This is a genomic window from Colwellia sp. TT2012 (assembly GCF_001440345.1).
Lineage (GTDB): Bacteria > Pseudomonadota > Gammaproteobacteria > Enterobacterales > Alteromonadaceae > Colwellia.
Window position 1 is genome coordinate 36,605 of sequence record NZ_LJYX01000019.1, and the last position, 22,983, is coordinate 59,587.

General features: G+C 36.6%; 20 protein-coding genes and 1 pseudogene. 3 read left to right on the top strand and 18 right to left on the bottom strand.

Annotated elements, in window-relative coordinates; all coding sequences use genetic code 11:
• Positions 1-15: 15 nt before the first annotated feature.
• The 5 genes from ASU03_RS13560 to ASU03_RS13575 form a co-directional block, all read right to left on the bottom strand.
• Complete coding sequence (locus ASU03_RS13560) at positions 16-1,191, bottom strand: nucleotidyltransferase family protein (RefSeq protein ID WP_057832341.1); 1,176 nt, start codon at positions 1,189-1,191, stop codon at positions 16-18.
• Between the two features lie 52 nt (positions 1,192-1,243).
• Positions 1,244-2,647, bottom strand: a complete 1,404-nt coding sequence (locus ASU03_RS13565; protein WP_057832342.1) for an undecaprenyl-phosphate glucose phosphotransferase — start codon at positions 2,645-2,647, stop codon at positions 1,244-1,246.
• 116 nt (positions 2,648-2,763) lie between these two features.
• The gene (locus tag ASU03_RS13570; protein WP_057832343.1) at positions 2,764-3,816 is read right to left on the bottom strand and encodes a hypothetical protein; all 1,053 of its coding nucleotides are present in this window, start codon (positions 3,814-3,816) and stop codon (positions 2,764-2,766) included.
• Between the two features lie 61 nt (positions 3,817-3,877).
• A complete protein-coding gene (locus ASU03_RS20780; protein ID WP_157465905.1) occupies positions 3,878-4,048 on the bottom strand; it encodes a lasso RiPP family leader peptide-containing protein in 171 nt (56 codons plus the stop codon).
• Positions 4,049-4,053: 5 nt separating this feature from the next.
• A complete protein-coding gene (locus ASU03_RS13575) occupies positions 4,054-4,653 on the bottom strand; it encodes a PEP-CTERM sorting domain-containing protein (RefSeq protein ID WP_057832344.1) in 600 nt (199 codons plus the stop codon).
• A gap of 341 nt (positions 4,654-4,994) precedes the next feature.
• Here ASU03_RS13575 and ASU03_RS13580 point away from each other — a divergent pair, with 341 nt between their 5' ends.
• Positions 4,995-6,884, top strand: coding sequence for an asparagine synthase-related protein (locus ASU03_RS13580; RefSeq protein WP_057832345.1), 1,890 nt, complete (start codon positions 4,995-4,997; stop codon positions 6,882-6,884).
• A 33-nt stretch (positions 6,885-6,917) separates the two neighbouring features.
• Here the strand turns inward: ASU03_RS13580 and ASU03_RS13585 are convergent, their stop codons facing one another.
• From ASU03_RS13585 to ASU03_RS21815, 4 genes are all read right to left on the bottom strand, one after another.
• Complete coding sequence (locus ASU03_RS13585; RefSeq protein WP_057832346.1) at positions 6,918-7,388, bottom strand: lasso peptide biosynthesis B2 protein; 471 nt, start codon at positions 7,386-7,388, stop codon at positions 6,918-6,920.
• Positions 7,381-7,677, bottom strand: coding sequence for a PqqD family protein (locus tag ASU03_RS13590; protein ID WP_057832347.1), 297 nt, complete (start codon positions 7,675-7,677; stop codon positions 7,381-7,383). The genes ASU03_RS13585 and ASU03_RS13590 overlap by 8 nt, the downstream gene beginning before the upstream one ends.
• A complete protein-coding gene (locus ASU03_RS13595; protein ID WP_057832348.1) occupies positions 7,664-9,388 on the bottom strand; it encodes an ABC transporter ATP-binding protein in 1,725 nt (574 codons plus the stop codon). The genes ASU03_RS13590 and ASU03_RS13595 overlap by 14 nt, the downstream gene beginning before the upstream one ends.
• 133 nt (positions 9,389-9,521) lie before the next feature.
• Entirely contained in the window at positions 9,522-9,689 is a 168-nt protein-coding gene (locus ASU03_RS21815) for a 50S ribosomal protein L19 (protein WP_269433028.1), read from the bottom strand.
• Between the two features lie 66 nt (positions 9,690-9,755).
• Here ASU03_RS21815 and ASU03_RS21950 point away from each other — a divergent pair, with 66 nt between their 5' ends.
• Positions 9,756-9,929 (top strand): hypothetical protein, encoded by a 174-nt coding sequence (locus ASU03_RS21950; RefSeq protein WP_331456671.1) that lies wholly within the window; start codon positions 9,756-9,758, stop codon positions 9,927-9,929.
• Between the two features lie 488 nt (positions 9,930-10,417).
• Positions 10,418-10,960, top strand: a complete 543-nt coding sequence (locus tag ASU03_RS21545; RefSeq protein ID WP_057832349.1) for a PEP-CTERM sorting domain-containing protein — start codon at positions 10,418-10,420, stop codon at positions 10,958-10,960.
• 366 nt (positions 10,961-11,326) lie between these two features.
• Here the strand turns inward: ASU03_RS21545 and ASU03_RS13605 are convergent, their stop codons facing one another.
• From ASU03_RS13605 to ASU03_RS13645, 9 genes and pseudogenes are all read right to left on the bottom strand, one after another.
• Complete coding sequence (locus ASU03_RS13605) at positions 11,327-12,058, bottom strand: VpsP family polysaccharide biosynthesis protein (protein ID WP_057832350.1); 732 nt, start codon at positions 12,056-12,058, stop codon at positions 11,327-11,329.
• A 33-nt stretch (positions 12,059-12,091) separates the two neighbouring features.
• A complete protein-coding gene (locus ASU03_RS13610) occupies positions 12,092-12,820 on the bottom strand; it encodes a tyrosine-protein phosphatase (RefSeq protein WP_057832351.1) in 729 nt (242 codons plus the stop codon).
• A gap of 3 nt (positions 12,821-12,823) precedes the next feature.
• The gene (locus tag ASU03_RS13615) at positions 12,824-15,097 is read right to left on the bottom strand and encodes a GumC family protein (protein WP_082627284.1); all 2,274 of its coding nucleotides are present in this window, start codon (positions 15,095-15,097) and stop codon (positions 12,824-12,826) included.
• On the bottom strand, positions 15,097-15,576 hold the full coding sequence (locus ASU03_RS13620; protein WP_231731591.1) for a polysaccharide biosynthesis/export family protein: 480 nt from the start codon (positions 15,574-15,576) through the stop codon (positions 15,097-15,099). The genes ASU03_RS13615 and ASU03_RS13620 overlap by 1 nt, the downstream gene beginning before the upstream one ends.
• A gap of 63 nt (positions 15,577-15,639) precedes the next feature.
• A complete protein-coding gene (locus ASU03_RS13625) occupies positions 15,640-16,824 on the bottom strand; it encodes an outer membrane beta-barrel protein (RefSeq protein WP_057832353.1) in 1,185 nt (394 codons plus the stop codon).
• Positions 16,825-16,881: 57 nt separating this feature from the next.
• Positions 16,882-18,282 (bottom strand): undecaprenyl-phosphate glucose phosphotransferase, encoded by a 1,401-nt coding sequence (locus ASU03_RS13630; RefSeq protein WP_057832354.1) that lies wholly within the window; start codon positions 18,280-18,282, stop codon positions 16,882-16,884.
• 345 nt (positions 18,283-18,627) lie between these two features.
• Positions 18,628-20,022: pseudogene (locus ASU03_RS13635) on the bottom strand (mannose-1-phosphate guanylyltransferase/mannose-6-phosphate isomerase).
• A gap of 320 nt (positions 20,023-20,342) precedes the next feature.
• Positions 20,343-21,473 (bottom strand): right-handed parallel beta-helix repeat-containing protein, encoded by a 1,131-nt coding sequence (locus tag ASU03_RS13640; protein ID WP_057832355.1) that lies wholly within the window; start codon positions 21,471-21,473, stop codon positions 20,343-20,345.
• A 17-nt stretch (positions 21,474-21,490) separates the two neighbouring features.
• Positions 21,491-22,933, bottom strand: coding sequence for an oligosaccharide flippase family protein (locus ASU03_RS13645; protein ID WP_057832356.1), 1,443 nt, complete (start codon positions 22,931-22,933; stop codon positions 21,491-21,493).
• Between the last annotated feature and the right edge of the window lie 50 nt (positions 22,934-22,983).

The window sequence follows — 22,983 nt, forward strand, 5'->3', positions numbered from 1 at the left end:
CTCAAAAATAATGTGTCAGTCATTGCTCAATCGTTTTTTTAATGCTGATTTCACATATAACCACTGTAAGGCTAACGGCCTTAAAACACTGCCTGAAAAAACAAACTGGGCAATTATTTGGTTTACTCTATACCTTAAGGGCTTTGTGTTTCCTATCGGTTGTGTAAACCGTGACTTTAGTAATTTAACCATTATTTTATACATTATAAGGTTTGGTTTTATCTGTTGTAGTAAGTCGCCGTTACGCTCACTGTTGTTCTTGTTCTTGCTCTTGCTCTTATTATCAAGATTAGTGCCCATGATCTCAGTGCAATTTTTCAATAGTACAAATAAGGCGGTACTTACGCCCCATTGTTTGGCTATTACTATGGTTTGTTTAATGTCTGCTTGCTGAGCATTAATTATTTCATGGCTGTCTACTAAATTATATTTACAAAAATCCATATCTTTATAGGCATGAAGCGCTTGATGAATTAAGGCATGCTCTGGCGATAACATTCTAACCAGCTGATTATTAAAACTGGGATGCTCAACACTCTCTTGCCAGAGTTGCACTTCATCAATATTAAATAACAATGGATTTATCAATGACGCATGTAAATCAACTGCCGCGCCTATTTTTCCTTTAGGTATAAAAGACAGTTCATATAAATCGCCAAATACATCTGCTTGCGCTTTTTCTGTATATTTCATCAATGTTTTAATCAGTGCAACTGCTTTATGCCAATGCTGCTTTTGAATAAGTATGTCTAAGTCATTTGATGGTCTTGGCGCTTGTGGGCTATATAATACCTCAGCAAAGGCAGCCCCTTTTAGTAAAATTAGCGGAATATTATCTTCAGACAATGCTGCAATTATATTATTCAGCTGCTTTTTACTCGCTAACTCGGTCACTATGCCTTGTTGCGTACCAAGCATTAATATCTTTTGACTTTCCGCAGATAAGGCATTAAAAATAGCTAACTTATGCGCTTTATCATTAAGCAGCGGTATTAAGCGTTTATGCACTTTTTGCTTATGTTCTTCATGAAAGAAAGGCAATTGATTAAGTATCGTAATGGCTTTCTTTCGATCAATAACATCACTGTCTACACCTTCACTGACTCGTGCTAAGCGCAGCAATTGAAAATAGCTTTCATTGTGCTTTTTTACAAAATCGAGCGATGAATATGCCATGGCCTTTATCGGCATACTAATAATCCATTACCGCCACAAAAATTCATTTCTGTCATAAGCATTGCCATTAATAAGCATTTTTATCATTGAACGATCTAAAAATAGTAAATAATACTATTTTAAAGTCGAACCATAATGACCAACGTCGCATATATTCAATATCAAATTTAATGCGCATTTCCATTTTTTCTAGGGTGTCGGTTTCACCGCGCCAACCATTAACTTGTGCCCAGCCGGTAATGCCTGGTTTTACTTTATGGCGCAGCATGTAAAAACTGATTTCTTTACGATATTGTTCGTTATGCGCTACCGCGTGAGGCCTTGGCCCTACTACCGACATATCACCTTTCAATACATTAAAAAACTGTGGTAGTTCATCTAACGAGGTGCGGCGTAAAAAAGCACCCAACGGGGTAATACGGGCATCTCCTTTGGTTGCTTGCACAACTTTAGCGCCGTTTTCGGCAACTGTCATTGAGCGAAATTTCCACACTTTAATTTTTTTACCGTCTAAGCCGTAGCGGTCTTGTTTAAACAATACGGGGCCACGAGAGGTACGCTTAATAGCCACCGCAATCACTAGCATCGGTATAGCAATTAACAAAAGGATAATAGTAGAAAGCACTAGGTCTTCAATACGCTTTAATATGGTGGCTGCGCCTTGCATTGGGTTTTCAAAGATACTAACGGTTTGTATTTCACCGACATGGTTAATAGAAGCGTTAATGATGCTATGCATAAATTTATCAGGCACTAATTCAACATTAGCGGTGGTATTGCCTAATTGATGTAATATTTTTGATAGTCGCTCTTGTGCTATGGTCGGTAAACCGATATAAACTTTGTCAAATTCATTGTTTTTAGCACGCTCAACCCCATCGGCAATAGTACCTTCAAGTAAGTGATGATAAGTCGAGTCTACTCGGTCTTTTTCGCGGTCTTCAAAAATAGCCGCCACTCTAAAACCTGTTTCGGGTTGCTGTAATATTTCACTCACTAAAGCTCGAGTACTTGCTGTTAAGCCTAAAATAGCGATACTGCGGGTGTTATGGCCTTTTTTACGTATATAGGCAAGAAACAGCGCAAAGATATAACGCCAAGTCACCAAACTGATAAAGGTGAATACAAACCAAATGGCCAGGGTAATCCGAGAAAAGTCTTCACTGATTTTAGAGAAGACTAAGAAGATCAATACAGCAATAGCGCTGATTGCCCAAGAAATAAAACAATAAAACATTATTTCTTTAAAAGAGCCGGCGCGCCAAGAGCGATATAATGCAAAGGATTCTGAAGCGAGAAAAAAAGCAAGGGAAGCGATGAGTGCAATAACAAAATATTGCTGGCTATAAGCAAGACCGTAACCCAACAATGAGAGAACCAACACGGCTTGGATGATTATAAAGTCAACTAAACGATAAAATATTGCAAACGTATTGGCGCTACTTCTGATTAACCCTGTACTTTTAACCATAATTTTTCTTTATACCCTTTTTCACAGTTAATAAGCAGCTATTGAAATAGCCATAACTACTTTACTTACCCTAATACCTGTAACTGTGATTGTTGTCTTCTTGTTATGTTGGTAATTTACAAGTTGATGTCTTGCTTGATTTTTTCAGCTACGTTAAACAAGTTTTTTTTACCACTTGAATAGCTAAGCTGTTTAAAATTTATATTATTTAATAGCTTGGCTAGGGCTACTACCCGTTTACCTTCTATTCCTAGTGCGCTATATGCACTTCCTAATATACTATTTTGCAGTAAAATAATGACTGCTTGTGCGGCTGGTATGTCGCTTATAGTACAAAAGGCTTCCTTGTCACTTTGTGCAGTTATTGTTTCATGCCTTTGTAACAAATATATTACTTTTAATTTTTTAGGCTCAGCGCAAAAGTTAAAACTAATATTTTCGTTATTGGTGCTGCTGTTATCTATGCTGTTGTTATTCATGGTGACAATGCGTTTAGCAAAGTTTTCATGTACCTTTTCACATGCTACGCTGTTTTCCCCTACTAACTCTGCTAACGAGTCTGGCCACATTCTTGCCACTGGCCAACTAGGGTAAACGGTATAGTCATTTTTTTCGTCGTCATAATGTAATGCCATCATGTCGTCGGTCATTAACCCAAAGCCTTGTTGGCTTAATGCTGCTGTTAATGTTGTTTTACCCGTTCTACTGGGAGCAACAAAGGCGATAGCCTTATCTTGATAAGCTAACACGTTTGCATGAATACAAAGTACGTTGTTTAATTCTAAATTTAAGGCAAGCGCTAAGGTTTGAAAATAATGATCCGCTCCGGTACCTTGAGCTTGCCAGTCTATGGTTATATTAGTTTTTGATACTTTAAATGAACCAGTTCCTTGGCAATTAATATTCAAATAATAGCTAGCGTCTACGCTCTTATTGGCAGCAAAACCATCTGAATCTAAATAAGGTTCATTTGAAGTCGCTTTATATAAACTAACTTCACTATGATAACGTTCACCTTCGTCTATCATCGACCATATTGGTTTCAACGTTTCATCAACAGTAAAATGAGAAAAACTCAAGGTAATTTCAAGCGGTAACTCCTGTTTATTAGCCCCACAAAAAGGCACACAGAAAACACCGTGAAGTGGTAATTTAAATAAATTATTCATTAGAAATTTTTTATAGTATTCCATGCCCCTACGCTAATAGAGGCGATGAAATATAAACAATTTAACCTTGGAAAGGGTTCCGTTTGGTGTGACCACCTTGCTCGTCTGGAATGCTTCCAGCAAAACCTTGAGTTAAGTCAGCTAAACTACCGGCACTTTTCAATACCGGTTTAGTGTAAACCGCTTTACTCGCAACAGATTGTTGTTGGGTGTTTTTACATTTGTTGTTCATTTCAATCACTTCCCTGAAGATTTTTTACGTAAACTGGTTAATGCGATAAGGCCTAAGGCAAAAGTAAACATTGTTGACGGCTCTGGTATTTCAGCTCTGTCGGTGTCAGTTAAAAATTCCAACTGTTCTTTAATATTTAGATTAAAACCTGCAATTCCCATAATACCAAACAAATCTGGGCTACTATAAACATCTGAAAAAGTCGCAAGATCTGAACCAGCATTTGAATCAAAAGGACGACCCGCTTCAGAGCCCAGTGTACTTGTTGCAGTACCTGGCAGTATATCAAAGTAGAAATCAGCAATACCTGCATTAACCGTTAGTCCGACAATTCCATCGGCAACGCTCAAATTCTTTAATACCCATAGACCATAAAAGGTGTCCGTACTCTTATCAAAATCACCGAAGGTATTACCATCTAGCATTAATGACCAAGACCTTGTTGATACGCCTCCTGATGTAGAAGAAAATGCCGACCAAACTTGAGTGTCTTGTGTGCCATCGCCGAAAAGTGCTGTTATCTCTATGCCTACCATATCAGCACCAGTAACGTTACTATTAATCAAGGTAGCTTGTGTAAACAAACTAGTAGATAGAAGAACCATCCCTAGCATCCATTTCTTCAACATTTGTATACTCCATTCAATTACTATAAATTCTGTTCAATACCAGCCTTAAGCAAGAATCAAGCCATAAAACAAATAAACTTAAATATCAACTAACTACAAGTTACAGCTGGTTTTTCATTTTCGAATAGCAAGGTCTATGTAAAGAAATTCGACACTTATTTCAGTAAATATTAACGACGCTAATTTGTACAAAAAGATTATGGCCCGTATCATAACCGATTAAAGATGACTTTTTAATGACAATTCACAAAAAACATTACAAGATGTGCATATTTTTTACATTTGTACGTATCTCTTAACTTATTCTCAAGGTATACATGGACAACCTTTTTGCAATTATCATCCCTCACAATAAACACAATAAAGCTAATGGTATATTTAACCATAACTTAACTTGCACTCTATTTGATAATTCATCGTCAGCTTCAATCGAAGTTCCTAATAAAAATAATTTTATTTATTTAGCTAAATACTCAAATAAAACGACAAACATTAGTAATAACAGCCAGCCGACTAAACAGATTTTAGCAATGCCCATAACGGGTCATTTTAGAGTCGATAATAAGGATGATTTGGCCGCGATATGTAAAGCTGATTTAAGTAATAAAAATCAGTTTTCATCAAAAGATGAGCACGCTTTTTTTACCACTTATAAAAAGTTGGGAGCTGCATGTTTTTCGAAAATTAAAGGTAACTTTCAAACTGTATTTTGGGATGAACAATCTCAAAAATTATGTGCTGCAATAGACCCGTTCAGCAGCCGTTCATTATTTTATCTTGAATTAAGCGGTGTTTTATACCTTTCTTCTGACGCAAAAACACTGGCAACTATTACTAACATTAAGCTAACGGTAAATAAAGTTGCCATTAGTCAGTGGTTGGCTGGACGCCCTACCCCTAATATCTGCATGTTTAATGAAATATCTAGACTACCTTCTGGACACTACTTAGAGTACAACGAAGAACAAGGGGTTAAAATCACTAAGTTTTGGGATATAGATCCTAATTTTTCTATTAATTATAACGATACTGAGCAGTATAAATCTCACTTTTTTGAACTGCTAAAGACAAGTGTTGAAAGCCGACTCAGTACTGAACACTCGACCACAAAGCCTACTGTTTTTTGTCAAATGAGTGGCGGAATGGATTCAACATCGGTAACAGCAATAGCCAAGCAATTTATGGATGGAAAAAATCAACCATTGCATACCTTGTCTCACCGATATAAAAACACCCAAACCTGTGATGAAAGCACGAATATAAATAATATGATCTCTACGCTTGGCTTAGAGCACCAATATTACATTGACCTAGATGAGTATGAATCAAGTTCATTTAGTCAGTTATACCCCACTGATTTTGATAGCCCTGGAATAGTTCTTTCTCCAAAGTATCATCAAGAGCTAGCGTTAATGCATAGCTTAGGTACAAACGTACTGTTAACCGGTAATGGCGGCGATGAAACCTGTTGGGGACATAGCGCGTCATACCGTTCTCGTTTGTTTAAAGGAGAGTTTGGCGTAATTAGTGAGGTCATTAAGGCTTGCAACGAGCTAAATGAACCTGTTGCACGTTCATTATATAAACTGTTTATGCCCAGTAGTATTCAAAATTTAGTTAAGCTAGCAAGACAAAAGCCTATTAATACTAACGAATGCCCTCCGTGGTTATCGCCTCAAGCTTTAATGAATGTGTCAGCTGAAAATCAACTTTTTACCAACCCTTTCTCGGCAAGCTTTGATCCGGCGAAGCATGCTAGATATCATGGTTTAAACACTACATCGACCTACAATGCTATGCGTTCATATCAAAAAGTGGCAAGTGATTACGGTATTGATGTTCGTCATCCCTTTTTTGATGCTGATATTGTCAAGTTCAGTTTTGCCATTCCAGAAAAGCTTCTTATCCAGGGAGCTTATCCTAAGTGGCTGTTAAGGCAAACTATGCAAGCATATTTACCTGCATCAGTTTGCTGGAATAAACACAAAGTAGTGTTTGATCACCACTTTGCTAATTTGATTCGGGCTAATAAGGTTGAGTTACGTAAACTATTATCTCATTCAGGTTTACAAGATTTAGGCCTAGTGAATAATACCGTTTTATTAAGTGAATTTGATGCGGTTGTTAATAATCCAGACAGCTACTTAAATGTAGACATGTTATATGCAATTTTGACACAGCTATGGTTTCAAACTCATTGTATATAGCCATCGAGGCAAGCATCGACCTACGCGTAAATGTTATTTAAGAGTATTTAGTATAACTTGCTCATTATTTACTTTTAATTCACTATAACGGCTCGTTACTGCTTCACTGTCATTAATGATTTTTCCTTGAACCGTTAGCCAAACATGGGCGAGTAATTTTTCTTTTTCGAAGCGGACTCCTATGTGCATTTGAGCACTGAAACCTCGCTTTTTAAGTATTTGCTGTTGTGATATACATCTACGCAAGCAGTTCATTTTTCTTAGCTGAAAGCGAGCTGAAATTTCACTCAGTTTAATAATTAGCTTGATTTGTTTAACTTGTGTCGCATCACTTAGGTTTACATTGGCGTCGTTGCTGTTTGCTGAGAGGCTTATTTGATTCCGCCAATTGTCGTACTCTGTAAATGAAATTAATAAGTCCCACTTTACAAAAGTAAACCATGCTTCGAGTAACAGCCCTAACTCTTTAAGAGTAAATTTACCGAGTTTAGCTAAACTAGCCATGATTACTATCAACTTTACTGTCAACGCTAACTAATAATCCCTGCTTGAGCATTTGAGCCAGTAGCTCTTCTATATCTTGGCTAACTTCAGCCTTGCTCACTTGATATTTTTCCAGCACTAAGTCAATAACTTTACTTTTAGCATAGCCTTGTTGAAGTTGCTCTACCATAAAAGTAGCAATAGCATTAAGGGTGTAATACTCCCCTGTTTCGGGCTCTAAGATTACCGTTTCTTCTGCTACTTTTTGGAAAAGTACATCTTCAGCTAATTGGTAGCTAACTTGACTCATTTGACATTACTTCCTTTGTATTCATTTTGGTTATTGGTCTGGCTATTAATTGATGATCTTTCATTATGAAAACTTGATCTGCAATATCAGCCAAGCTTGGTTCATGGCTGACCATAATAACAGTTTTGTTTTTTAAAACTTCATAAAACCGGTGTTTAAAGTCAGCCATTGCTTCACTGTCGAACATTGAGGTAGGCTCGTCTAACAGCAAAATCTTAGGATCAGTCATCAGTGCTCGAGCAAATGAAATTCGTTGCCGTTGCCCGCCTGAAAGTAACACCCCATTTTCTCCTACTTGAGTTTGATAGCCATTCTCAAGCTCAGATATAAACTGATGTGCCCCTGCTTTTTTAGCTGCTTGTTCTATCTCATCAAAACTTGCTTGAGGATAACCAAACGCTATGTTGTCAGCTACTGTGCCACTGCACAAGGCTATGTCTTGTGAAACAAGGCCTATGTTACGTCTTAACTCTGATAAATTAAAGTGACTAATAGGTTTACCGCCAATGCTTATTTGTCCTGCTATTGGCTCTATAAACCGTACTAACAAATGTAATAAAGTAGACTTACCTGTGCCATTAGGACCAAGAATAATAACGGTTTGTTTTGGCTGAATATCAATATTTACCTTTATCAGTAATTGCTCGTTTGGTTCATAACTAAAACTTACATTTTTAAAAGAAATTACGCCACTAAGATCATTGTCCGTTGTGGTGTCGCTGCCCGTTATATCTTCATGCGAATGATTACTCGATTCCTGAGAGGCACTAAAGATTTGATCAAGTCTATTCGATGCGCCTAGCGCTTGTTGTGTTTGCCCGTATAGGTTTGCTAAAGCGCTCATTGGCCTAGCGAATAACATACCGTACATTAACAAGGTGATAAGGTCTGGCATGGTCAAATCGCCTGACTGATAATGCATGGCACTGACAACAACTACAATCAATACCCCAGTAGAGACTAATAATTGAATTACGGGCGATAGAATAGCTTGAATTTTTAATTGCTGTTTTCTTAATTTTTGGATTTCATGTGCATTGGCTTTAAAACGATTAGACTCGTTTTGCTCGCGAGAGAAAGCTTTCACTAACTTTATGATGCTTAAATTTTCACTCGCAATAGCCAATGAATCGGCTTGTCGTTGCACTAAGTTTTCACTAATAGGCCTTATGCCTCTACCAAGTAGTTTTAACACCACAAAAAATGCAGGCACCATTAATATGATGATTAAGGTAATAGTAATATTGATTGATGCCATTAAAATTAGCGCACCAAATGAAATGAGTAAGGCTGGCACTAAGCCGGTGAGTACACCAGAAAGGAAATAGCTGATAATGGTAACATCGTTACTTAACAGTGCTAATGTTTCACCCTTTTTGGTGTTAGTGAAGTATTTAACAGGTAATCGTTGAATGTGATCATACAAGCGACAACTTAGTTCGGTGAGCATTTTTGCGCCAATAAAGTTTACTTTGTAAGTTGATAAGAACCTCAACAATGCTTGCAAAACAAAGAAAGACAACCAAATAAGCGCAATTTGAATATAACTGAGGTTAAATATAGTTTTGTCATCAAGAATTGACTCTGAAAATTTCCCCGCAAACCAAGGTACAGATAAACTCACTAAACTTTCGACCACCATTAATGCAATAGCGACTAATAAAGGTAATTTATGATTTTTAAGTAAATTGAAAAAATGATAGAGAGTCATCGGTTAACTTTTATTATCCCTTAAAATAATACGGTATTATACCCAAACCACCTCAAGATAGGAGTTTAAATGCGCCTGAATAAACACAAAAAAGCCTGAATAACGAATTATTCAGGCTTTTTTAAAACTTTGTTTACAGAAAAAGGTATAAGAAATATTTCCATTTCTTAGCCAATTTTTCTTTAATACGTGCTTTACGGCCAGATAGCTCGCGCAAGAAGTAAAGGTTAGCTTGACGATCATCAACGCTACGATGTTTATCATGGGTAAAGTCTCTTGGATTCCATTGCTGAAATTCAATTTATAGTAGCGAGAAAGTCTAAAAAAAACATCTAATCAACCGGCGATTATAAAATTGTTATCAAGAATGCCTGAAGAGGTAGCCAACAGTTTTACCGATGAGCAGTTAAGCCACTTATTAACAGCTGTCGGCTCACGTGGTTGGGGAAAACATAAAGTAGATTTTAGAGGCACATTTAAACTGCCCGTTTACCAATGGCGATATTATTATGTCTCTTACTATCACAGCCATATTCTCTAGCCTATTTTTAATATGTTCAGCGGGACTTGGTTATTGATGCTTTATCTTATAAAATCCGCGCTGGGTATCGACCTATTCCCTGGGTTCTCACTGGGTATATGGGATTGGTTTAAATAAACCTTTTTATAAAAAACTTCAGCCATTTCAGCACTGAAAATGGCTATTTCACCTAGTTAAGTCGTGTTATTCTGCTAACTTATCTAATCTTGTTATTACAATGCTAGCTCTTGAGTCTATTTTTGTAGTAGACAAGCCAAAAAATCATACTGGTTGATTTTATCTAACAAACTCAACTGGTTGACGAGATGTTTGTGTCAGCTTATTTTACACATAAATATTATCAAAAAAGACACTCAACCTACACCACTGATATTACAGGTTATTATTTAGTTGGATCGTTTTTTGCTTATATACCGTTACGATTGATAAATTATCTTTTTTGGGTTACCCGCCGCATTTTCGGAAAGGGATTGAAATAGGAATATAGAATGAACTTTAAATTTTTGAAAGTTGCTTGTTTAAGCATAGTAATGGTAGTCGCTAGCAACGCAAATGCCGGATTAATCACAGGAACAAATGTTGAGATTGAGTCTAAATCAGTTAGTTATATCGAGTTTTTATTAACGGCTACGGGTGAAATTAACTGGTCATTAACGGGTTTGCCAGATGGAAATGACAAATTTGCTAATAAGGCTTATCATTTTGCGTTGTTCGAAGGCAGTTTTGGAGATTTCGGTAACATACTTGTACATGAGACACAAACCGGACTGATTAAAAGTCTTAACGAAACCTATAACGCAGGTATATATACATTTGCCGTCGGTATTCACAGAATGACTGAAGTTGAGGCTCGCACTGGAGTTGCATCGACACCAACTGTTTTCACTCAGCTTTATAACTTTAATTTGTCTGGTGAGACATTAGTTTCGTACCAATTTATTACAGCACCAATACCTGAGCCAACCACACTTGCAATTTTCGCATTAGGACTGATTGGCTTTGCATCACGTCGATTTAAGAAAAAATCTTAATTACTTATTAACTATGTCTTAATAAGTTAATTCTAAAAAAGCACCAATGACTCCCATTGGTGCTTTTTTTATTTATGAAAATTGAGAGTTTAATGGCTGCATCAGTGATGCCAGCATTATAGAATATTTAATTCTTTAGCTTAACCTTTGTACAAAGGTTTTTCCCGTTGCTAAGTACTATAATCTTAGAGGTGTCTGGTCGAAACGTGACATGGATGCTATTGATTAGACAATGCAGGACGTATTTTGTCCTGTTCAAGCCAGCTAACTAATAACTATGGATTCCCGATCAGAGACTTCGGGAATGACGATAGTTAGTTTGAGGCTTCGGGAATGACGGTGGTTCGTGGCTTCTTGAATGACGGTTTACTTTAAACAATACCGTTTATATAAATATGAGTCTTTTTGCTTTGAATATTTCGGGTTAAACTTTAGTTGACTACATAACAGTTTTTCTCTATTTATAACATTGGCAAAATCAAGCACTTGCTTCAGTGTTTTATCTTGCTTAGTTGCGACATCAAATTGTTTAAACAACAACTGCCTTTCTGTACCTGATAAAACCGACCAATTTAACAACCATACTTGCAGGGTACCTACCGTCACTAAATCGATATAAGGGCCGGTAGCGAGCGCTTGCTCTATGTAATATTTAGTCTCATCGTTATAACCATGCAAAACATTATTCAGTCGCAATAAATCTACCCAGGGATCCGGCCACAAGGGTCTTAGCTGTGTTGCTAATAAATACCATTGATTGATCTCTGCTAATTTAGCTTTATCTTCAAAGCCCATATCAACACCCCAGTGCATAATTCGTCCTACCATATGAGCATAATGCGGATGCGTGGGATCTAACGACTGGGCTTTTTTAATAGAGGTTAATGCATGCGCGTATTCTACTTTATCTTTTATGGTATTTTGTTTTGCCCAGTCATTTAATGAAAACTCAGCATTAAAATACCAAGCATTAGCAACACCTCGGCTAAAAGTAGATGACAAACAATACAAGGTAAGCAATATTACCAAACCTAAGACAAGGTAATGAACAGGTTTATTATTCAATAAATAATGTGATGAACTTAATGATGCACGCATAAATAGTCCTATTAATTTACCCTAACGATTAACCTAGAGTTCAAACAAGCTAGCGGTAATATTATAAGGATTGTCGTAAAACAATTTTTGTGCTTGCTCTTCGCCAAATAATTCGGTAATTTTTCTTCGGGCTTTACTTAACAAAGGCGGTCTACGTTTAAGGTTATGGGCATCACTGGCAACGATTTGAATGAGATCTTGCTCAATATAGCTTAAGGCAAGCGCTTGACAGTCTTCGCCAAAATGGCCGGTAATAGAGCTTGCTGTTACTTGAAACCAACAGCCTAATCGAGCAAATGGCTTAATTTTATCGGGTGACTTTAATAAATCACGATTACGTTCAGGATGGGCAATAACAGGAGTAATATTATGTTTAAGTAAATGTTTAACTAAAAGTTCACTGCCGGCAGGGATATGGCTATGAGGAAACTCAAGTAACATAAACTGCTGATTATTATAACGTCCGTACAAAGGTAACTGATTACTAGCGAGCAAGGAGAGTATCTCAGAATCTAACCGTACTTCCGCGGCATAAGCTAATTCTACCTGAATTTTTTCCTTATTAACTTCTTCCTGCAAAGCTAAAAAAGACGACTCTATCACGGGTAAGTAATTATTAAATCGGCCAAAATGCAAATGCGGCGTAACAACAATGCGTGTTACACCATCTTCAACGGCTAAGTTAATTAAGGCAAGTGCCTCAACCATATCTTTAGCGCCATCATCAATACCTGGTAAAATATGGCAATGAATATCTATCATGGCTTAACTTTCTTTTTCTTTACCGTAACTATAATCACTGTAATAGCCATGATAATTATCGCTCGAAGCCATTTTTTTCATATCAACTTTATTTAACACTACACCGGCAATATTAGCGTTTAGGTTAACTAATCGCCCAATGCCGTCTTGAACAGCACCAATACGGGTATCATCACTTTTAACAACATATATTACTGCGTCAGATTGCTGAGCAATAACTAAAGAGTCGCTTACTGCTTGTACAGGTGGTGTATCAATAATAATACGGTCGTAGGATTTTTTAAGGTGCGTTAATATAATTGCAAATTTAGGTGATAATAATAATTCAAGCGGGTTAGAAGGGATTGGGCCACAAGGCATAATAGTTAACCCTGATTTTTCATCTTGATAAATACAATCAGCAAACTGCTCGGTACCCGTAATTAAATTGCTCAAACCCGGATGATAAAGCGGTATATTAAAACGCTTGCAAATACTCGGTTTACGCATATCTGCATCAATTAAAATGGTTTTTTCAACTTGTGCTAACGAAAAAGCCAAATTGGTAGCCGTTGTTGTTTTACCTTCACCGGGAACCGTTGACGTTATTTCAATAACTTTAGACGCTTTATCCAACTGCGTTAGCACAAAACTAGTACGTAGCGTACGCACCGACTCGGAGAATTTATCTGCACCCTCTTCAAAAAAGTAATGCACCTTTAAGGCAACATTTTTCTTCAACGCCACTAACGGTAATAGGCCTAACATACGCTGTGAAAGTTTATTTTCAATATCACTTGCGGTTTTAAAGGTGTCATTTAAAGCATCAAGTACAAACGCAATAACAATACCGAAGCCAAAAGTAGCAATAAAAGCTAAAATAACCAGTAAGGGTTTGTTTGGCTTTATCGGGTTAGTGGTTTTATAAGCACGGTCGGTAAACCGAGCAACAGCTGCATTGAAATCACCCGTTACTTCTGTTTCTTTAGCGCGAGAAAAAAAGGTATCATAAATATTGCGATTAGTATCCACTTCACGCGACAGTTTTCTGTATTGGTATTCTTTCGATGTTATTTCACGATACACTTTTTTAATACGTGTTAGTTCTATTTCAAGTGCTTGCACATTACGCTTGCTGGTCTTTAACTCTTTTTGAACACCGGTCACTAAACGTTGAACCTGCAAAGAAAGATTTTTCTGTACTGATAATAGCTCAGCTTTTGCTGCAATTAGTTTTGGGTGTTTCGGCCCATAAACACCGAATAAATCTGATAATTTAAGCTCAGAAGTGACTAACGTTCTTTTAATATCTTGTATAGCACGGTGTGAAGTTATATCAGGTATAGACTGTAGTACTTCCAAGTTGTTACGACCGTATTCATCAATAACACGGATAATACTCTCTAATTTGTTTTTTTCATTTCTAGCAACCACTAACTGTACTGAGGTTTGTTCCAATTCTTTTGAAACTAAGCCCAACACACCCGAAATATCAATCAGGTTTTCGCTCTCTAAGTATTGCTGCAATTTGTATTCAGACTCATCAAGCCTTATACGTAAGTCAGACAAGCGGGTAGTTAACCAGCCCGAAGCCTCTTTCGTTACCCCCATTTTATCTATTAAATGTTGCTCAATATAAACTTCACCGACAGTATTAGTCACTAAGGCTGCCAATTTAGGATCACTACTTTGGAAAGAAATATGCACTAACTGAGTTTTTCGTATTGGGTTTATGGTTAATCGATGAGTAAAAGCACTGACTAGCGCCTGTAAGGCCTTTTCTTCTTGTTCTATGATAGATAACGTTACCGCTTTCTTTTTAGGAATAAAAGGTAGTGATTGTTTAACCTCATTAATAAAAGCACGAACAACTGAAGGTTTATCAATAAAGTCTGGGTGTTCTTTTAAGTTTAATTTTTCTATCACTGCTTGGGCAATAGTTCTTGATTTTAAAATTTCAAATTGTGTGAGATAATATTCTTTGCGATTAGAGTCTAAGCCATACACTTCTGCAAACGATACCGCTTTATTTTGTTGCGACTCTATCAGTAACGTCGCGGTAGAGCGATAAATCGGCGTCATATTTAAGGCAATAACAGCCGTTAGTAATGCAACCAGAATAGCTAAAGAAGCAATACGCCATAGGTATTTTTTAAATACTGAAAAATAATGGCGTAAATCAATATCCTCTTCGATTGATTGATTACTTCTCGACTGAAAGCCGACAGACTTAGCCACTGTTTGGGTTTTATCACTAGCAGGAAGAGGAATCTCGCTGGCTATATTACTATTTATCATTAAAAGAACCTTTGTTCTATGGTGATGGTATCACCCGCATTGACATTATGCTGAAGAGAGGCATGCTGTTTAAGCTTTTTGTCTGCTTCTTTATATAAAGAAATTTTGTCTGTATCAGCACGATCAGTTAAGCCCCCGGCTAATGCTACCGCCTGATTAATGGTCATACCGGGGTGATACGGATAACCACCCGGTTTTTTTACTTCACCATGTATGTAAAAAGGTCGGTATTCAATTACCTGGACATACACGTTAGGGTTAATTAAATAATCACCTTTTAAGCCTTGAGTAATAAACAACTCGACTTGTTTTATCGACAAGCCAGCGACCTTAACATCACCTAAAAATGGGTAGTTGACGCTGCCACTGTTACCTAAAAAACTTTCAATACTTAAATCTTCTTGACCAAAGACCTTAATAGATATTTTATCACCCGCGCCTAGAATATAAGCTTCTTGCGCATGTGCTAGCGGTGACATAAATAAACAAATAAATAGTATAAAGCAGAGTGTTTTATTAAAAAGCATAAGGTTCAAAGGTCTCTATAAAGAAAAAGTAAAGTCTAAGCCGACGACACTTTTATCATAGACAATATTGTCACGGGTAGAGTTTTGATCGGTATATTCAATGTATAACGCTATATCAACCCAACGTTTAAATTCATAATTAACATCCATATATAAATTATTACTTTTATCTAGTCGTTCAAACCCCGTATACTCTTCACGTATGTAGCGGTAATTCAGCGTAGTAGTAACCTTTTCATTCCATTGATGTTGCCAGTTTACCCCGTAAATACTTTCGCTAATGTAATCACCTTGTACATCAGGATCTTTCGCTGAACGAGATGTTTCCAGTGTTAAGGTGGTATAGGTTAATGGTTGCCAATCAAGATTACCTTGCCAACTCACCCCTTTAAAATCTTCACGACCAGAATCAGAAAATATTTTCTGCTCTTGACCAATTTTAAAACTACCCGAAGTTAACGCGGTAGCTTCCCACTTAATTCCGACTAATGCAGTAAAAACATCTGAATCACGTGAAATTGCTTCATCTTTGTCATAATTAATCGCACTAGCTTTGATTTCAAAAAAAGCATCGGTACTGGCATTGGTGGTATAAAAAAAGGTAGCGCCTAATGTCGGCTTATCAAAGCTACGGAATTGGGTTATATTAGTAAAGTTAGTGTAGTTTTTATTATAATAACGTGCCATCACGGCAATACGCCCCTTAGACGCTAAACTACCATATTCATAGCTTAATTTAGCTAATTGCTCATTATATAATAACGGTTCGGCGGCCGCATTACCTAAACCTTCAGTAAGCCCGGTACCACGCGCTTCAGACTTTTTATTTGCCTCAAGCTTAATATCAAAACGAGAGCGTGAACTTGGCTCTAAATGACTGGTAAAAGCTAAATTACCGGTAAGATAATTATCATCAGAGCTATCAAAATAGGTGCCAGACTCTATGCCAACATCTAGCTGGAAGTTATTAATACCGTCATCAAGTAAAAACTTTACTGCTGGTGCCAGGGTGAATATACCACTGCCTGTAGTATCACTCGTTTGACTAAAAATGTTATTGTCGTATTTATAACCTGTCTTAATAATAGGTATAATTGCGATGCCAGAGTCTGTTATATAAGGCTCTGGTTCAACGGCAACAACCGAACTACTAAATGCTATAGCGGTAGCACTTAATAATAGCTTTATTTTCATACTCATTTTCTATTCCCTTAAATTGAATTTATGCTTTGTCGTTCAAGTAGATTAACAAGTATTTTAATAGGCATTTTTTGATACAAAACCTTTAAAAACCGTTAATATAATTATTTTTATATCAAGCCAAACAGACCAATTCTTAATATATTGCAGGTCAAATTCAACTCTTTTTTCCATTTTTTCCAAGGTATCCGTTTCACCACGCCAGCCATTAATTTGCGCCCAACCGGTAATGCCCGGCTTAACTTTATGGCGTAACATATAAAATTCTACTTTTTTACGGTATTCTTCATTATGAGATACCGCATGAGGTCTTGGACCCACTATAGACATAGAGCCACTCAGCACATTAAAAAATTGTGGCAGTTCATCTAAACTTGTTCTACGCAAAAAACCGCCAAAGGGGGTAATACGGGGATCATTCTTTGTCGCTTGAATAACCTTGTCGCTATTTTCCATCACCGACATGGAACGAAATTTCCATACTTTTATTTTTTGCCCTGATAAGCCATAACGATCTTGCTTAAATAATACTGGGCCTTTGGAAGTCAATTTAATTACAATCGCTATAAGCATAAGTACAGGTAAAATAGTAAATAAAATTAACGAGCCAATAATGACATCTTCACTGCGTTTAATTAAACGACGAATTCCCAGATAAGGCGACTCAAAAACACTGAGCGTATCTATTTCGCCCACATGGTCAATTCGTGAATGCATTAAATTGGATAAAAGAAAGTCAGGAACCAAATGAACATCAACCGTGGTATCACCTAAGTAAGAAAGTATTTCAGCAATACGTTTTTCAGCCGCTATGGGTAGCGCAATAAATAAAACATCGATTTCACCCGCTCGCGCTTTATTTACCGCAGTATCTATAGAGCCAACGATATCATTAGGCTTTAATCCCGTGAGTCTATCGGGTGCTCTGTCTTCAAAGAAACCAACATTGTCATAACCTAATTCATCGTGCAGCTTAATTTGCTGCATAATTTTAATGCCTAACGGAGTAGCGCCAATGATAGCGACTTTTTTACTGCTCAAGCCCAACTTACGCCTGTTTTTTTTGTAAGAACGTAAAGATACACGCCATACAAATAACAAGGTAAAAGCCAGTACAAACCAAAGCGTAATGGTAATACGTGAAAGCTGTTCTGACACTTTAAAAGCAAAGAAGAAAACAAAAAGGCCGCTAAATGACAGCAGTAAACTTAGCCATGCGGTGAGTACCATCTCTCTTAACTTTCCCGCACGCCAAGAGCGATATAAATTTAACCCTTCAGCGACATACGAATAGCTTACCAGCACCACTAAAAGTGCCATTAAATATTCTCGAGATAAAGTAACACCGTAGATATAAGTAGCTATAATCAAACTGGAAGTTAAAATAAAGACATCAATAAGTTTACTACCAAAAGCGTTGGTACTAAAACTGTCACTAAAAAGAGCTCGGGGGAGCATATATTTACCCTAATATTTGAAGCCTGTATTTCTATCAATCATTGATGAAATATTTTTGCGTATTATACAGAATTAAAAGCACTAAAAACATTACAAATAGATTAAATTATTATATCAAAATATTTTAAAGTGCCTTATTGATTTAATCTTTTTGATAACTACACATATGATAAACATGATGTTGCAACAAAGTGATAACAATGAACTGTAAGGTTGGAAGTATAAAGTAAATATCCATTTATACTTCAACCACTTAAACTCTATAATTTAACCTTTTCGCGCAAGCTATATAATAACCATACTAGATAACTGCATAGTTAATATCATTGCTGCTGTAGTCACCGATTAACTCCTTCCATATTTGTCTTCAAAACGGACAATATCATCTTCACCTAAATATGAGCCCGTTTGTACTTCAATGAATTCAAGCGGTAATACACCGGGGTTTTCTAATGAGTGGATCGTACCAAGTGGGATATATGTCGATTCATTTTCAGTCATTAAAAAGGTTTTATCACCGTTAGTAATTTTGGCTGTACCAGAAACCACACCCAATGTTCTGCCCTGTGATGATGCATTTGAAGAGACAATTTAGCGCCTGGTTTTACTGTAATACTTTTTACTTGGTCACGTTCACCGAAATCAAGTGAATCGTATTTACCCCACGGACGGAACACTTCACGTTGATGTTTATATTCGTAGCGGTCTTGAGATTTTAGCTTCTCAACGATGGCTTTAACATCTTGGACTTGGTCTTTACAGGCCACTAATATGGCATCTTTGGTTTCCTCGATAACGAGGTTATCTACTCCAACAGTGGTAACTAATTTATTGTTAGCACTAATATAACTATTAGTTGTATTATGGCTAATTATATCACCATGATTTCCATTTTCATCTTTTTCACTTACTTCCCACAATCATGAAAACGAACCGACATCACTCCAGCCAGCATTCATTGGTACTACTATAGCGTCTTGAGTGCGGTCCATTACTGCATAATCTATCGAATCTTCTGGGCATTTTTCAAATATATCCGCACTGATACGAGTGAAATCTAAATCTTGGGTTTTGTTTTCATAGGCTTCAGTACAAACGCTTAGCATTTCAGAAGAAAACTTAGCTAATTCTTCAAGATAGCGAGATGCCTTAAACATACCACTGTTCCACAGGTATTCTCCTGAATCTAGGTATGCTTGCGCTGTGGCTAGGTTTGGTTTTTCGACAAAGCTGTCTACATCAAAGCCAACAGCTTCATTCTGTGCTTGTTTAGTGCCTTGTTTAATATAGCCATAACCCGTTTCTGGTTTAGTTGGTACAATACCAAAGGTAACTAATTTATTTTGTTCAGCAAAAGCTGTTGCTGTAACAACGGCATTTTGAAATGCTTTAACATTTTTAATGACATGATCCGCAGCTAATATTAATAATAATGGGTCTTCACCATTAGCCATGGCAGCCAAAGTAATTGCCGGAGCGGTATTCTTACCCATAGGCTCTAGAATGATATCACTAGCGCCAGTGCCATTAGCACGCAACTGTTCGGCAACAATAAATCGATGTTCTTCATTACAAATAATTAACGGCTGTAAACAATTGCTGCTATCAAGACGATTAATAGTTTCTTGCAATCGGTGTTTTATCATTTAATAATGCTAAAAACTGCTTAGGGTGTAACGCACGAGACAAAGGCCATAAACGACTGCCACTACCGCAAGACATAATTATAGGTAAAATCATCATATTTACTTATATATAAAGTTTTCAAAACCATTGTGCTTAACAAACTTAGGTAAATAAGCATTTTATCAAGCCTCAAATAAACACTAGCCTACATTATGAGCATAGAACTGCGCGCAAAGAGCTATATAGGCTTACCCATGAATTAATAATTTTCGCTATTATACTTAAAATAGTGGTCTGGAATAAAAACATTGACAAAGATTGTTATGTGGTGTTTTATTTTTTTCTTTACTTTAATTAAGTAACTGAGAAATAGCGCCTAAATAGCATGGGTGATTTACCCCTTAGCTTCAAAGTATATTTAGGCTAAAGCTACTCTAACGTTTACGTTCTAACACCTCAACATTCATTTTAATCACATTGGCTAAGCTATGCGCACTGGTTCCACCATCACCACAATTAGCTAAAAAAGGGGTACCATTTGTTAATACATAATTCTGACCTAAGGTTACCGTGTTAGCATTTACATTAACAAAAGTAGAAAAAAGGCAAACACCAACAAACCTAGTACTTGTTGCACTAATCAGATTACCGGTAATTAAGGCATTCCCCTGCCCTACAGCAATACCGATAGGTCTGTAACCGGAACGGTTAGTAACTCCAATAATATTATTGTGACTGATTGTTATCTGTGAATCAGGGCCATAGCGATTAGCAGTTGCTACGGTGATGGCTCCATTAAACTTGAGGTTGGTGTTTATAATATTGTTTGAATGAATATTAACGTTTTTAGTATTAATTTTTATGTCAATCGCTTCATTCATGGTGTTTGATATACTATTACCTTCGATTCTTACATTATTTATAACTTGATTGTAATTATCATTACCATCACCGATATAAATACCTTCTCCATACTGAGCAAGCCTTTTACCCGTACCTGAAATTATATTGTCAGCAATAACAAAATTTTCAAGCGACTGCTTTGCTATGCCCGACTTAACAATAATGCCCTCTTGGCCAACATTATAAATAGTATTATTAACAAGAGTTAAATCTGAAGAGCCTTGCGCATAAATACCATACATACCGCCAGATAAAGTAAATTCTGAAATAATAATATTTTTAGAGTTTTTTATAGCTATGCCCGTACCAGAATAACTATTTTGTATAATTTGAACATCTGCGTCAGTTTCGGCTTTTAAGGTAATATTATTTATTCCTCCCTGAATATTTTCAATTTTAATAGCAGGATAAATACCCGTTTTAAAACAAATAACCTCACCAGAAGTACTATTTAATAAGGCTTCATTAATATCATTATATTCAATGGTAATTTTAGCTTGGGATTTCGTAGATATAAGTGCAGGGATAGCAGCACTTGATTCAGTTAAAGGGAGAGTACTAAGTGGGTGAGAACTTAAAGTACTCACCATATACATAGTACAGGGTTGCGCAATAACGCTAGCCTGAAAAAAAAGGAGAGTGAAAATAAAAAAAACAATCATGAAATCGCTAACCTTTTTCACTTCCAATACAACTTTTGCAATACAACGTAACCAGCCCCCGTAACCGCTAACGAACTAAGACCTAATAGACACAAGTGATACAAAGCACTTTGATAAGTCATTAACGACAGTTCGGGTTGTTGCACTAGGTCTAAAAATAACAAATTAACATAAGGACATAAAACAATACAAAAAATAAGAAATAAGTTCGTATTATATTTACGTTTAAATATACGGGTCTGCATGACCCAAAAGCATTGAATAAAATTAATAACAAAACCGACCACTAATAACTGACATAACAAGATTAAATCAACAAAATATACCCCGACAATTATCATGGTAACGTTCACAATAGAGCTAAATATGCCACAATAAAATTGTGATTTTGACTGACCAACCGCTTGATATATTCCGCCAGTAGAGCTTAAGACCATTTGCAAAGGAATACTTACCGCCAATAAACTTAAATATTGGCCAGCTTCATGCCACTGCGGGCCAAACATAATATAAATAACTTCATCGGCTCCCCAAAATAAAACCCAAGAAACAAAAAAACCTAACATCGCTAACTTAAAGGCGATGGGATAATATTCTTTTTCAATAATCTCTACCTGGTGTTTATATTTAGTTAACACCGGTTGTAGCGCAGGTGTAATGGCAAAAGTAAATAACTGCAGCGGATAACGCATCACTTGGTATGACTTCTCATAAAGACCCACGGTAGCGACACCAAAGTATTTTGTAATTAATATAGTGTCTAAGTTTCGTGAAAAATAATTTAATAAATTAAAACCCAATTGATACTTAGCAAAACTCAATAAAATTTTAATGGATGAAAGGCTTCGACCTAACCGAGGTTGTCCTATGGTCGTTTTTGACGATTTTAGATAATAAAAAAAGAAGCGAATACTCGGTACAAAAACAAATTTACTGGCTAAGGCCAGAAAACCGTAGTCTAAATAGAATAAAGTAATACATAAAACAAAGGCTAAAAATTCCGCATAAATATCGGCTTTGGCAATGTCGATAAACAACGAATCTTTTTGTAATGTCGCCACTGGCAGCATAGACGCCGACGAGGCCAATATAACAAAACACACAATGATGGTCAGGTTAAAACTGTCGTCCCCCAAACCCAGCCAAACAAACATACTGTCGGCACTGATAAAAAAAACACCGACAAGCGCCAAGCCTAATAACAAGGTAAAAGAAAATATACCGTCTCGGTCTTTTGCCGATAAGGTATCAGCATACACCACCGCAGGCCCTAAACTTGAAGTAGCAACCAATTGAAAAAACATAACAATAACTTGTAGTGCGGCCAGAATACCAAACATTTCAGGGGTAAATATGCGAGACAGAATGGCCAGCGACAATATTTGAAAAATATAAAGACTATACTTTCCCGTTAGGCTGTGCAAAATCGCTTTATTTAGCTCTTTATTAATTTTTGTCATTAAAACTCATTATATACAGTCAAGAAAATACAGTTTAAAAGTACAATTAC

Bases quoted from the DNA above. Each gene is read 5' to 3' on its own strand.
- ASU03_RS13560 (WP_057832341.1), bottom strand. From the start codon at position 1,191: ATGCCGATAAAGGCCATGGCATATTCATCGCTCGATTTTGTAAAAAAG.
- ASU03_RS13565 (WP_057832342.1), bottom strand. From the start codon at position 2,647: ATGGTTAAAAGTACAGGGTTAATCAGAAGTAGCGCCAATACGTTTGCA.
- ASU03_RS13570 (WP_057832343.1), bottom strand. From the start codon at position 3,816: ATGAATAATTTATTTAAATTACCACTTCACGGTGTTTTCTGTGTGCCT.
- ASU03_RS20780 (WP_157465905.1), bottom strand. From the start codon at position 4,048: ATGAACAACAAATGTAAAAACACCCAACAACAATCTGTTGCGAGTAAA.
- ASU03_RS13575 (WP_057832344.1), bottom strand. From the start codon at position 4,653: ATGGTTCTTCTATCTACTAGTTTGTTTACACAAGCTACCTTGATTAAT.
- ASU03_RS13580 (WP_057832345.1), top strand. From the start codon at position 4,995: ATGGACAACCTTTTTGCAATTATCATCCCTCACAATAAACACAATAAA.
- ASU03_RS13585 (WP_057832346.1), bottom strand. From the start codon at position 7,388: ATGGCTAGTTTAGCTAAACTCGGTAAATTTACTCTTAAAGAGTTAGGG.
- ASU03_RS13590 (WP_057832347.1), bottom strand. From the start codon at position 7,677: ATGAGTCAAGTTAGCTACCAATTAGCTGAAGATGTACTTTTCCAAAAA.
- ASU03_RS13595 (WP_057832348.1), bottom strand. From the start codon at position 9,388: ATGACTCTCTATCATTTTTTCAATTTACTTAAAAATCATAAATTACCT.
- ASU03_RS21950 (WP_331456671.1), top strand. From the start codon at position 9,756: ATGCCTGAAGAGGTAGCCAACAGTTTTACCGATGAGCAGTTAAGCCAC.
- ASU03_RS21545 (WP_057832349.1), top strand. From the start codon at position 10,418: ATGAACTTTAAATTTTTGAAAGTTGCTTGTTTAAGCATAGTAATGGTA.
- ASU03_RS13605 (WP_057832350.1), bottom strand. From the start codon at position 12,058: ATGCGTGCATCATTAAGTTCATCACATTATTTATTGAATAATAAACCT.
- ASU03_RS13610 (WP_057832351.1), bottom strand. From the start codon at position 12,820: ATGATAGATATTCATTGCCATATTTTACCAGGTATTGATGATGGCGCT.
- ASU03_RS13615 (WP_082627284.1), bottom strand. From the start codon at position 15,097: ATGATAAATAGTAATATAGCCAGCGAGATTCCTCTTCCTGCTAGTGAT.
- ASU03_RS13620 (WP_231731591.1), bottom strand. From the start codon at position 15,576: ATGTCACCGCTAGCACATGCGCAAGAAGCTTATATTCTAGGCGCGGGT.
- ASU03_RS13625 (WP_057832353.1), bottom strand. From the start codon at position 16,824: ATGAGTATGAAAATAAAGCTATTATTAAGTGCTACCGCTATAGCATTT.
- ASU03_RS13630 (WP_057832354.1), bottom strand. From the start codon at position 18,282: ATGCTCCCCCGAGCTCTTTTTAGTGACAGTTTTAGTACCAACGCTTTT.
- ASU03_RS13640 (WP_057832355.1), bottom strand. From the start codon at position 21,473: ATGATTGTTTTTTTTATTTTCACTCTCCTTTTTTTTCAGGCTAGCGTT.
- ASU03_RS13645 (WP_057832356.1), bottom strand. From the start codon at position 22,933: ATGACAAAAATTAATAAAGAGCTAAATAAAGCGATTTTGCACAGCCTA.